This is a genomic window from Chryseobacterium sp. Mn2064 (assembly GCF_049319685.1).
Classification (GTDB): domain Bacteria; phylum Bacteroidota; class Bacteroidia; order Flavobacteriales; family Weeksellaceae; genus Chryseobacterium.
This window is the reverse complement of record NZ_JBMOUE010000002.1, coordinates 698,231-710,121: the sequence shown is the minus strand read 5'-3', so window position 1 is coordinate 710,121 and position 11,891 is coordinate 698,231. Positions and strand designations below refer to the sequence as shown.

The 11,891-nt window shown below is 34.5% G+C and carries 11 protein-coding genes; 7 read left to right on the top strand and 4 right to left on the bottom strand.

Annotated features, from left to right (window positions below; all coding sequences use genetic code 11):
- The first annotated feature begins 55 nt into the window (after positions 1–55).
- The 6 genes from ACL9RH_RS10345 to ACL9RH_RS10320 all read left to right on the top strand — a co-directional run bounded on the left by ACL9RH_RS10345 (position 56) and on the right by ACL9RH_RS10320 (position 7,733).
- Complete coding sequence (locus ACL9RH_RS10345) at positions 56–814, top strand: response regulator transcription factor (protein WP_422693285.1); 759 nt, start codon at positions 56–58, stop codon at positions 812–814.
- A gap of 128 nt (positions 815–942) precedes the next feature.
- Positions 943–1,818 (top strand): pirin family protein, encoded by an 876-nt coding sequence (locus tag ACL9RH_RS10340; RefSeq protein WP_422693284.1) that lies wholly within the window; start codon positions 943–945, stop codon positions 1,816–1,818.
- A 50-nt stretch (positions 1,819–1,868) separates the two neighbouring features.
- Positions 1,869–2,597, top strand: coding sequence for a M17 family peptidase N-terminal domain-containing protein (locus ACL9RH_RS10335; protein WP_422693283.1), 729 nt, complete (start codon positions 1,869–1,871; stop codon positions 2,595–2,597).
- A 120-nt stretch (positions 2,598–2,717) separates the two neighbouring features.
- Entirely contained in the window at positions 2,718–4,037 is a 1,320-nt protein-coding gene (locus ACL9RH_RS10330) for a phosphoribosyltransferase-like protein (RefSeq protein ID WP_422693282.1), read from the top strand.
- A gap of 525 nt (positions 4,038–4,562) precedes the next feature.
- Entirely contained in the window at positions 4,563–5,531 is a 969-nt protein-coding gene (locus ACL9RH_RS10325) for a reverse transcriptase family protein (protein WP_422693696.1), read from the top strand.
- Between the two features lie 75 nt (positions 5,532–5,606).
- Positions 5,607–7,733, top strand: coding sequence for a DNA topoisomerase 3 (locus ACL9RH_RS10320; protein ID WP_422693281.1), 2,127 nt, complete (start codon positions 5,607–5,609; stop codon positions 7,731–7,733).
- 81 nt (positions 7,734–7,814) lie between these two features.
- On the opposite strand, the gene ACL9RH_RS10315 is transcribed toward ACL9RH_RS10320, so the two are convergent.
- Both ACL9RH_RS10315 and ACL9RH_RS10310 read right to left on the bottom strand, forming a co-directional pair.
- Positions 7,815–8,306, bottom strand: a complete 492-nt coding sequence (locus tag ACL9RH_RS10315; RefSeq protein WP_422693280.1) for a hypothetical protein — start codon at positions 8,304–8,306, stop codon at positions 7,815–7,817.
- A gap of 202 nt (positions 8,307–8,508) precedes the next feature.
- On the bottom strand, positions 8,509–9,363 hold the full coding sequence (locus tag ACL9RH_RS10310) for a helix-turn-helix domain-containing protein (RefSeq protein ID WP_422693279.1): 855 nt from the start codon (positions 9,361–9,363) through the stop codon (positions 8,509–8,511).
- A 274-nt stretch (positions 9,364–9,637) separates the two neighbouring features.
- Between ACL9RH_RS10310 and ACL9RH_RS10305 the strand changes: the two genes are divergently transcribed.
- Positions 9,638–10,546: a hypothetical protein gene (locus ACL9RH_RS10305; protein WP_422693278.1), complete on the top strand. Its 909-nt coding sequence runs from the start codon at positions 9,638–9,640 to the stop codon at positions 10,544–10,546.
- Between the two features lie 31 nt (positions 10,547–10,577).
- Here the strand turns inward: ACL9RH_RS10305 and ACL9RH_RS10300 are convergent, their stop codons facing one another.
- A complete protein-coding gene (locus ACL9RH_RS10300) occupies positions 10,578–11,015 on the bottom strand; it encodes a hypothetical protein (RefSeq protein ID WP_422693277.1) in 438 nt (145 codons plus the stop codon).
- 6 nt (positions 11,016–11,021) lie between these two features.
- On the bottom strand, positions 11,022–11,891 hold the full coding sequence (locus tag ACL9RH_RS10295) for a helix-turn-helix domain-containing protein (RefSeq protein ID WP_422693276.1): 870 nt from the start codon (positions 11,889–11,891) through the stop codon (positions 11,022–11,024).

Here is an 11,891-nt window from a genome sequence, read left to right as displayed (position 1 = left end):
TTTACAAAGGTAATTTGCCCCCAAAAAGAATTCAATAGTTAGTAATAACCATACGATGAATATTAAGGCTCAACTTGACAAAGCATTATTAAACCAGTCTTTTGAAAATAAAGAGACTTCGGAAATCTGTATAAAATACAGATCTATTGCAAAGCTGTACGCTGAAATTGAAAATGCTATCTGTGTACTTACAGACCTTAAGACTAGGAAAAGCGTGATTCATTATGGTGGTATAAGTTCGCTGATCGGGGAAGATCGGAGGGGAGATGAAATAGGAATCTCTTCGATTTGGGAAGATGATATACTGAGTAAAATACATGCTGAAGATGTCAGAAAAAAACTCGTTCTGGAACATTACTTTTTTCATTTTCTGAAAGACATTCCCATAAAAGAGTGGGCAGATTACTACATGGCTATTAATCTTAGAATGCGAAGTAATTCCGGAGAATATATAACGGTTTTGCATCGTATGTTTTATGGTATTGAAGAAGATAAAGTAAGAATGGCGCTCTGCATTTATAATATTTCCGGAAATAATGTAAATGCCTTACTTCACGAAAACGGAGTCATCGTCAATTCTATGAATGGCGCTACACTTTACTACAAAGAATTTACATATAGCGATGTACTGTCGGCAAGAGAAAAGGAGGTTCTTTTGATGATTGCTCATGGTAAAATGAGTAAGGAAATCGCTGAATCACTCGGAATAAGCCTAAACACGGTCAACAGACACCGACAGAATATTCTTCAGAAATTACAGGTGAAAAATTCAATTGAAGCATACAGACTGGCCAAAGCAATGGGAATTGTCTAAACAATAATATACCGAAATAGGAAAATATTTTTTTCATTACAGTCATTTATTAAACTAGTTAAATGTACAGGGATCGTAAGTGGTCTAAATTTGTCATATCAAAAACGAACAAATAAAGAACTTTAGATATGGACAGAAAAGATTTTATAAAAAAAGGATTATTGGGAACAGGAATGTTTGTAACCTCTGCTTCTCTTGCCAACACCATGAAGAATGATATTGACGAGATTGAACCGTTAGAACCTATCGGGTACAATCACTTACCCAACACCCCATCCAAAATCAAGGAAAACTCTGTTATCCATAAAGCAGATTCACGAGGGAAAGCAGATCACGGATGGTTACTAAGCCAGCACACCTTCAGCTTTGCCAACTATCACAATCCTGAAAGAATGCATTTCGGTGTTTTGAGAGTTCTTAATGATGACAAAGTAGAAGGAGGAAGAGGTTTCGGAACCCACCCTCATGATAATATGGAAATCATCAGCATTCCTTTGGAAGGAGATCTTGAGCACAAAGACAGCATGGGAAATACAGCAATTATCAAAAGTGGAGACATCCAGGTGATGAGCGCAGGAACAGGAATTATGCACAGTGAGTACAATAAAAGCAGCGACCAGCTTGTGAAGTTCCTACAAATTTGGGTATATCCGAAGAAAAGAAACTTAGCTCCAAGATACGATCAGATTACATTAGACAAAACCCAAAGCCACAACAGGTTTCAACAGATTCTTTCTCCCAATGCTGATGACGAAGGAGTATGGATCCATCAGGATGCATGGTTTCACCTGGGAAATTTTGAGAAGGATACAGAAACAGTATACGAAATAAAGAAGAAAGGAAACGGAGTCTATTTCTTTATTATTAAAGGAAGCGCAGAGATTGAAGGCCAGAAAGTAGAAGAAAGAGACGGATTCGGGGTGTGGGATATTGAAGAGTTGCGTATAAAATCGACGGCAGAGGAAACAGAAATTCTTTTAATGGAAGTTCCTATGACGATGTAAAAAACAGGTAGAATTTTCGAATAATACAAAACAAACAGCAGCCAGAAATCATGAAAAATATTCTTAATAAAACATCGATCATGGTAGGCCTGATCTTTTCGGCCTTTACTTTTGCACAAACAACCACTACGTCAACTGCAAAAACAACAGCCATCGGAACCTCTAAAAATTGGGGAACCGTAGACGGAATCTCTATGGTAGGGCTCGTACAGGGGCCATCTTCAGCCGATGCCCATCTTCAGGTAGCCTGCGTTTTTGAATATACAGACAGAGATATTTTCAATGCGCCGGCTTTACCCGCCAATTTGAATGGATTGGTACATTTGGACGAAGCTTTGAAAGGGGAGCTAACCAATATCAGAAAATCTGGTCAATTTCAGGGACATTCTTTAGAAACTATTTTAATAACTCCTCCTTCCGGATCTATGTCGGCAAAGAAATTATTATTGATCGGTTTAGGTGATCGAAACAAATTCTCTCCTGACCTTATGACCTCCGTAGGAGAGGTGGCAGCCCGTGAAGCATTAAGATTAGGCGTTACCAATTTTGCTTTCGCCAGCGACCTGAAAGATGCAGGAATAGATTCTCCCACTGCTTTGGTAGTCGGAAACGTAGTAAGAGGAATTGTACATGCCAACCGTTCTGAAAATTACCTGAAAGAACATCAATTATCAGCGACCAAGAAAATCGAAAAAGTATATCTTCTGGCTGGCCCTGCCTTCTTTGAAACCGCAGGAGGCGGGATTTCAGAAGCCATTGCAGAAGTGAAAAATAAATAATGAACTTAGTTTCATTACCATTGTTGACTTGGCCTTCTTTTTATAAGGGGGCTTTTTCATAGTATTTTCTCTATATTTAGAAAATAAAAAAACTGATAACTATTTACTATTTGTATTATTATGAGTGGGAATTTTGAATTTACTAGAGAAAATATTAGACAAGTTGAGCTACTTCTACCTAAGCTTAAATATTCTGTTTTACCTACTGACATCATACGATGGCTGGAAAACTTTGAAGATAAAGATATTCCCCATGCTTTAGATATTTTAAAAGTTTTTGAGTATATCTCTTTTAATGAGTTTATGAATAGAATAAATAGTTTATTAAAAGAAGCCTTTAAATTGATTCCAATCAATGAAAGGGCTATTATTTTCCCTTATGGTAAAGTGGGTAAAAGCGGAACTCTAGTTACTTACCCATTATCACATACAAATACTTATAAGAGAAGAGAAAGAGTATCTAAAGCTAATCTTTCTAAAGCTAAAAAATATGATCATAATATTATTACTCATGATTTAAAAAATATTTCTAATCCAAATGATTTTAAACATATTATTTTTTTAGATGATTTTATTGGTAGTGGTAAAACTTTCGTAAAAGCTATTAATGATGAGGAAACTAAAAAATGGTTAAATACATATAAACTTAATAGTTACTTTTTATTAAGTTCAATCATTATGAATGAGGGAGAAAAATATATTTCCTCGAATTTTCCAAAACAAAAATTAATTATTTGTGGTGAAAGAAGATACAAAGCTTTTGATCCTGAAAATTCTGTGTTTAAATTATTCAATAATAATATAATCATTAAAGATTTGGTAAAAGCATATGGAAATAAAATTATTGTCAATTATAATCCTCCTTTAGTCGCTCCGTTAGGTTATGATAATAGTGAATCATTAATTTCTTTTTTTCATGGAACCCCTAATAATACGCTTTCTATAATTTGGGGTGATAATTCATGGAAACCATTATATCCTCGAGTGGCAGAATTAAGGATTTCAGAAGCTTCTAAATACAAAAGAAGTATCAAGTATCTTTTACTTTTGTGCGAGAAGTTAGGAATAGATATATTTACAGGTATAGAAAAAATTGATAATCTACCAGATAATAGAACTGAAGATACGAAAAAAAGGAAAAGACAAAATCATTCAATTGTTGCCTTGTTGAATTTAAAAAGTAGAGGGTATGAAAATATTTATATTTGTCAATTATTAGGTTTAACCAAAAATGAATTACATGATGTTTATATTGAGGCTAGAAATAAAAAGCTAATAAATTCACAGTATACAGAAATTACAAGGAAGGGACTTGATATTCTTAAAGAGATGAGAGAATTATCAAGTAAGTATATTAATCGTCGTGAAATAGAAGAAAATTTTTTAATAAAAGAAGAAAATAGTATATATATACCTTACACGTTCATGGGAATGAAATAATTTGTTAGCAATTATCTGCAAAGATTTCTCAGTGCCTTGTATTGAGAATTAATAAAGAGTCTTTATGAAAATTAATGTGATTGTATACTGTTATAGGACAGTTGCAATATACCTATAAATGCTAAAAGGAAAGATGTATAAAAGCTCTTATATGAAACCAATTTTAATATTTGTTTTATTTCAAAATTTAATTTCAGAAAAGGTTATGCTATTGGTATCAATAGATTGCTGAAAAAAGAAAGAGAAAAAGAAATAGAATCGGGAAAATGAAAAGGAATGAATGAACTAAGGATTCCACTCCATATTAAAAATAATTTTTAACATTCAAGTAAAGTAGTAACAATGAATTCATTCCCAATTGAACGTTTTATTGCACTAGCAAGAGATAGAGGTCATTCCGAAGATTATATTGAGGCCTGTGTTCAATATGCTCAAAAATTAATAACAAATCAATATCCAGTTCTATTTACCTTAGAGCACTTGGCTATTGCAATGGGAGTTAAGTCTAATTTTCTTAGATGACTTATTGGTGATCTAAAAACTCAAGATATAGTATCAAAAAGAAAATTTGAACTTAAGCAAAGAAGATATAAATTATTTTCAATAAAAAAAAAGAGAGGTGGAAAGAGAGAAATTATGGCTCCTGATAAGGACCTTAAGTATATTCAAAAATGGATTACCTTTAATATACTAGATAAATATCCATTAAAAAATAGTTGTAAAGGGTTTAGACAAAGAGTCTCTATAAAAGACAATGCTTTAGTACATGAGGGAGCATATAGAATTTTAAAAATAGATCTATTAAAATTTTATGATACCATTACGGAAGAGAGGGTTTATGGTGCATTTAAGAATATGGGATATCAAGGGAACTTAGCAGTAAGTTTATCGAAATTATGCACTTATAAACATAGTTCTGAATACTGGAATAGTTTTGAATCTAGAGAAAAAGCACTTTTGTCTACTTATATAAAAGAAATGCCTGCTATTCTACCTCAAGGTTGTCCTTCAAGTCCCATGCTTGCTAATATTATAGCTTCCAAAATGGATCTTAGATTTGAAAAACTAGCAAAAAAGATGAATTTTTCTTATTCTAGATATGCAGATGATTTAACTTTTTCAATTAAAGATACAGGAAGCTTACCATCAATATCATTTATAAATAAAATTATTTCAGACGAAGGATTTTATATTAACAATGAGAAAGTGACATATATGTTAAAAGGTCAAAAACAATATGTTACAGGTTTATCAGTGACGAATGGGGTTCATACTCCAAAGAAATATAGAAAAAAAATAGCAAGACATATTTACTTTTGCCGGAAGTTTGGTGTAGAAGTTCACTTAAAGAAAGTTCGTAAAGATTTTTTAGGATATACAACATTAAATTTTCATGATTGGTTGTATGGGCATATCTGTTTTATTAATTCAATTGATAAAGAGCATAGTGAAAAATTATTAAAAGATTTTAATAAGATTAATTGGTTTATATAAAGTAGTTTACTTTCCCCCAATTTGCAATGTCAAAAAAAATCACGATTTTTGCACTCCTTCAATAAATCCGAGTTCATGAAATTATGTATTGCCGAAAAACCCAGTGTTGCCAGAGATATCGCCAAAGTATTGGGCGCTACCATGCCTAAACAAGGCTATATGGAAGGAAACGGCTATTGCGTAACATGGACGTTCGGACACCTTTGTACCCTGAAAGAACCTCATGACTACGGTCCACAATTCAAATCCTGGAATCTTTTTTCACTACCGATTATTCCCAACAGCTTTGGAATCAAGCTGATCCCGAATAAAGGGGTGGAAAATCAGTTTAAAGTTATTGAAAGATTAGTGGAAGAATGTGATGAGGTCATTAACTGTGGGGATGCCGGGCAGGAGGGAGAACTCATTCAGCGCTGGGTATTGCAGAAGGCAAAATGTAACAAACCGATTCAGCGTTTATGGATCTCCTCTTTGACGGAAGATGCTATTAAAGAAGGGTTTGCGAGTTTAAAGCCTGCAGAAGATTATAAAAACCTTTACCTGGCCGGAAATGCCAGAGCGATAGGAGACTGGCTATTGGGAATCAATGCCACTAGGCTGTTTACGAAGAAATTTGGGGGAAATAAAGCCGTTCTTTCTATCGGAAGGGTACAAACGCCTACACTGGCCATGCTGGTGCAGCGTCAGAAAGAAATTGATGCCTTTACCACAGAAGAATATTGGGAACTGAAAACGAAATATCGTGATGTAATTTTCAATGCAGCGATCGACCGTTTGAAAACATTGGAACGTGCAGAAAAAGGATTGGAATATCTTAAAGTTAATCCTTTTGAAATTGTTTCGTTCGAAATTAAAGAAGGAAAAGAAAAAAATCCACGACTTTTTGACCTTACCGGACTTCAGGTAGAAGCCAACAAAAAATACGGATATTCTGCGGAGAATACCTTGAATTATATCCAAAGTCTTTACGAAAAGAAGCACGTTACGTATCCCCGTGTAGATACCACCTATCTATCCGAAAGCTTATATCCTAAAATAGAAGGAATTCTTCAGAAAATGCATCCTTATCAGGACTTGATCGCTCCTTTGTTAGAAGCTCCGATTCCAAAATCAAAGGCAGTGTTTGATGATGCAAAAGTAACCGATCACCATGCGATTATTCCTACCGAAGTTCCTCCTTCTCAAAACCTGAGTAGAGAAGAAAAACTGATTTATGATCTGATCGCGAAACGCTTTATTGCCGTTTTCTATCCTGAATGTAAAATTTCCAATACTTTAGTAGAAGGAAAAGTAGGAACGATTCCTTTCAAAACCAGTGGGCGACAGATCCTGGAACCGGGCTGGAGAGCGGTTTATGCGAAAGAGCCGAAAGAAGAATCTACAGATAAAGAAAAAGAAAAGGAGGAAGAACAGACCATTCCTGAATTTATTGTGGGAGAAACGGGTCCTCACGATCCTATGATTCATCAGGGGAAAACAACCCCTCCCAAACCGTATACAGAAGCAACATTGCTGCGTGCGATGGAAACTGCAGGAAAACAGGTGGAAGATGACGAACTTCGAGAACTGCTGAAAAATAACGGAATCGGAAGGCCATCCACCCGTGCCAACATTATTGAAACCCTTTTCAAAAGAAAGTACATCGAGAAAAAAAGGAAAAACCTGATTGCCACTCAAACCGGAATTCAGCTGATCGATACCATTGAAGATGAGCTTTTAAAAAGTCCGGAACTTACCGGAGAATGGGAATTGAAACTCCGTAAGATTGAAAAAGGGGAATACGAAGCCAATCTCTTTAAAGAAGAACTGATTCAAATGGTTACAGAACTTACTGATAAAGTGGTGTATGGCAAAGGCAAAGTGATTACCCTTCAGGAAGAGGAAAAAGAAGAAGTAAAGGAGAAGAAAAAAAGAGAACCTGCACAGAAAAAAGAACTTCAGTCTTGGGAAGAAACGAAATGCCCAAAATGTAAAGAGCACAATCTGATCAAAGGAAAAACCGCAGTAGGCTGCTCCGATTTCAAAAATTGTGGTTTTAAAATTACTTTTGAAATTTTCGGTAAGAAATTATCAGATAAACAGCTTTTAGACTTGGTATTAAAAGGAAAAACTTCAAAATTAAAAGGATTTTCTACCCATCCCGAAGCTATTGCAGAAGGTGTTTTGACATTGAGCGACGACTTTCAGACACAACTTAGCTAATCCATAATAAGTTTAATCTGAAAGCCTGCCCACATTGTTCAATCTGTAAGTTTTGCGAATACTCAATTCATCATAACAGACTTATGCTACCTCAATATTATCCTTTTTCTGCTTAAAGAATTGAAAAACAGATCCAGCGATAAAAAGTATAAAAATAACCAGAAGGGTCTGACCAATAATTGGATCCTTGATATCTTTAGCTAAAGGATGTCCTAAGGGAACTCTTGTAAAAGTCTCATTAACAGTGGGGACCAGAGAAAGAAAAAAGCTGAATGACAACAGGAAATTCTCAAAATATCGTGCTTTTCTAACCCCTTTTTTGTTGGAGAAAAGAAAGTAGGCAATAGAGATCAGCACGATGATAAATAATGAGAAGATATGCCCCGCATTGAAACCTCCATGTTTTGAAATACCCAGCGCGGTAAGTGAGGTAATGGCGGTTGCATAAAAATAGACTTTTCCGGAGAGCCGGTCCAGATTGATTTTACCATATTTAATAAACCCTGTAATGGCTCCCACAAGCGCTGTGATGCCAATAATGGTATGGAAAATTCCTAAACTTGATAGATTCATATTGATAGTATTTAAAATGTATACGTATTCAGAGAGAGTTGCAGGCATATTTCTATTCCCTGAAACTGACCGTACAAATTTGCGCTAGAAATACAGAAATGATTTTATGATTTAGTTCAAGAATTTGAGATTTTGGTCCAGAAAAAAGACATCTCTTATTAAAATAAGAAATGCCACTATTATGATATTAAAATACTTCCAATTATTTGTCTTTCTTTTGCTGTCGGTAATTTGAAGGAGCAATGAGAAATTTATCACTGAAATTTTTTGTAAAAGTCGCCAGATCATTAAAACCGCAGTCCAATGCTATATCTGTAATGCGTTCATCCGATATCAACAGTAATTCGGCCGCTTTTTCCAGCTTTTTATTTCTTATGTAGTTGGCAGGCGTATCATCATAGAGTTTTGCAAATTCTCTTTTAAAGGATGATATACTCAGATTGCACTGTTCAGCAAGCTGTTCAATGGTTAGCTGCGAAAACAAATTGGCTTCAATAATCTGCTTAAAAGAATATGTCGTAGGAGAAAAAAGTTGGGAGAGGATCAGCTGAACCGCTTTAGCATTCTGTGACTGAGCCAGCAACAACATGATTTCTTTTAGTTTAAGAATTAATATATCTTCATTAACGAGGGAAGGATTTTCAAAATAAAAAAGGAGCCCTTCTACATATTTTTGGATCAGGAAATCATTATTTATTTTCTCATTCGATTTGTTAGAAACCATATTTGCCGGTTTTTGCAGCAATAGAGGCAACTCTCTGTCATAAATCTTTTTCAGGATATCCGGATAGAAAGTAACGATAACAATTTCACAATGATCCTCTGACTCCGAATTTTGAATATACTTTCCGGAAGTGATACAATTAAGAAACAGCGAATAATTGGCAGCAATAGTAAACTCCTGTTCAGCTGTTTTATATTGAAACTCACCTTTAATTACATACAGAAAACAAGCTTGCTCTGAAACCGGAAAATCAGATCTGAATGGGGCTTTAATATCAATTTTCTGTAATAAAGGTTTTCCAAACAATTCGTGTTTTTTATAATCATTCAGCATAATGGAGGACTTTCGTTTTGAATTCTATCATACGGAAAGTTAAATAAATTTTTGCTGTCCATGCAAAGCAATATTCCTTTTTTATAAGATAAAGTTTTTGTGTCTTTATGCTATTGGTTTACAAAAATAAATCCTGGAAAACCTGATGAAAATGATTTGCGAGCTATTAAATTTTACCAAAAATATATTCAAATGTTAGTTATTTTTCTCTGAATACCATAATTTAGAACATTGAAAACATAATAACGTTGACAAAAAAGTAAAATCGAAATCCATGAAAACACTCTTTATTACCATGTTGCTTTTTACTTTAGCATTTATCAATTGCAACAAAAATAACAGGATCTTAGACCAGGCAAAAGATGATAAAGGGAAGACCTTTTATTTAAATCACGAGATGAGCAATATTGATTACGAGATATTTTTAAATGATATCTTGGTAGGGCAATCGTTCAACAATAATGGTTTGCCTTCTCCCATTAATTTAAATGCTTATATTTTTGAAAACGGATTGCAGAAAGTAAAAATAAAATTAACATCAGCTCCAGGAAAAAAAATAACTCAGGAAGTTATCAGCAGGATTAATAAAAACTTAGCTATTCATTTACTCACTGGTCACGATTATAATGGAATAAAAGAGGTTGTAAAATTAGATTTTCCAGCCATCCTTTCACCTGTACAACAATATGAACATGAATGGTCATTTCAAGCCGATGCGATAAAAGGAATTGATCATCTGAAAGACTCTCAGAATCTTGTCCAAATCAATAAAGAACTGCTGCAAAAAGAGGTACTACAAAAATTTGAAGAACTTCGTAAACTTCTTAATGAAGGTAACGGACAAGCTTTTATGAAGGAAATCGAAACAGCCAAAGAAAACTTTTTTCTTGCCGAAAATATGTCTACAGATAAGCAAAACGAGTATAACGCTGATATGAAAGAATATTTTGATTCTCATAAAGGAACTTTACCTGCTTTGGGAAATTCCACAATGAGAATTATGGGAAATGGCCGAGCAGTGGCATTAGAAAATAACAGTAATCATAAAGGATTGGGTATATTATCTTCCGAAGATGTCGAAAATAATACATTCAATATGAATTACATTATTTTACATAAACCGATAGGTTCTGATCAGTTTAACATATTCAGATACAACTGTAATTATACAAATCTGAAGTAATATAATCAAGATAAATCACAGAACTCAGATTCTACCGGAATAATTTATCATACCATCTGTCAATATCCGCTTTAATGTCCTCATGATATTTGCATAAGATTTTGGCAAGTTCCAGTTCAGATCTATCAGATTTGTAAGGGTTCAAAGTAAGATATCCGTAAAAATTTCCATCCTGATCTACAATGGCCGGAGGATAAGAGGCATAGCTGCTCCACGGTGAATAGGTGCTGTAAGTACCTCCATAATTTCCATAAGAATTCCAGATGGATTTTGAACTGTATACATTTCCAAAGTCTCCATACTTATTCCAAATCGAAGCTTTATCAAAGGTATCGCAATTTAAACAGCCCAGGTATTGCTTCTGATCCGCACCTCCATATAAATGTAAAGTTTGGGCATGGAAAATACATGATAACAGAAGGCTTATCCATACGAAAGATCTTTTGAGGTACATCGTTCTTTCCTTCATAAGTAGTTAGTTGATTTTAAACTTCTTCGGAGATTTTCCGGTGATCTGAGTGAATTTTCTGTAAAAATATTCCAATGTATTGAAGCCCGATTCAAAGCATATATTTTTAATACCTATTTCCGGATTGCTGATCAAAAGCTGCTTCGCGTGTTCTATCCTCAGCTGAATAATATATTCTACAGGAGTACAGTTATAGGAATGCTTAAATTTTTTAAACAGATTAGCTTCACTCATTCCTGCAACAGTCGCCAGTTTTTTTATTGTAATAGGTTCTCTGTAGTTTTGTTTGATAAAATGAACTACCTCCTGAAGCCCGTTCTGCATATTTTCAGCCTTATCAGTATGCAGAAGGATATGTTTCGCATTGGTTTTCATCAGTTCATAGATCAGCTCTTTGAGGCTTAAGCTTAAGAGAAAATCTGATGTCCCGTACATGCTTCCGTCTATTCTTCTGTTATAAAGATTGGTAAGACTTCTCCATAAAGATTCATCCGAGCTTACAAACTTTTTCACGGCATTCTCTTTCATCATAATTCCCGTTCTGTCCCAATCGGGATGCCAGTTTTCAATAACTTCCGAAAAAACGCTGTCAATATATTCCTGCTCTATATCCAGTACCAGGCATTTTGTGGGTTCCCGAAAAACAGGATGAATATCAATGCTCAGCTCCTTATTGCAGGGTGGGATGAATACACTTCTTTCATTAAACTCAAACGTTTCTTCCTCACTGCGTATTATCTTATTACCACTCAGCATCAGCGTTATGACAGGCTTTTCAAAAAAAAAGGGAAAATCGTGGCATACTACATTCGTTTCGAACACATTCAGCTCACCGAAGGGAATACTGAAAACCGTTCTTTCTTCAATCTTTTCCAT

Coding starts and splice junctions, on each gene's coding strand:
- ACL9RH_RS10345 (WP_422693285.1), top strand. CDS start 56: ATGAATATTAAGGCTCAACTTGACAAAGCATTATTAAACCAGTCTTTT.
- ACL9RH_RS10305 (WP_422693278.1), top strand. CDS start 9,638: ATGAAAACACTCTTTATTACCATGTTGCTTTTTACTTTAGCATTTATC.
- ACL9RH_RS10335 (WP_422693283.1), top strand. CDS start 1,869: ATGAAAAATATTCTTAATAAAACATCGATCATGGTAGGCCTGATCTTT.
- ACL9RH_RS10320 (WP_422693281.1), top strand. CDS start 5,607: ATGAAATTATGTATTGCCGAAAAACCCAGTGTTGCCAGAGATATCGCC.
- ACL9RH_RS10340 (WP_422693284.1), top strand. CDS start 943: ATGGACAGAAAAGATTTTATAAAAAAAGGATTATTGGGAACAGGAATG.
- ACL9RH_RS10310 (WP_422693279.1), bottom strand. CDS start 9,363: ATGCTGAATGATTATAAAAAACACGAATTGTTTGGAAAACCTTTATTA.
- ACL9RH_RS10330 (WP_422693282.1), top strand. CDS start 2,718: ATGAGTGGGAATTTTGAATTTACTAGAGAAAATATTAGACAAGTTGAG.
- ACL9RH_RS10315 (WP_422693280.1), bottom strand. CDS start 8,306: ATGAATCTATCAAGTTTAGGAATTTTCCATACCATTATTGGCATCACA.
- ACL9RH_RS10300 (WP_422693277.1), bottom strand. CDS start 11,015: ATGAAGGAAAGAACGATGTACCTCAAAAGATCTTTCGTATGGATAAGC.
- ACL9RH_RS10295 (WP_422693276.1), bottom strand. CDS start 11,891: ATGGAAAAGATTGAAGAAAGAACGGTTTTCAGTATTCCCTTCGGTGAG.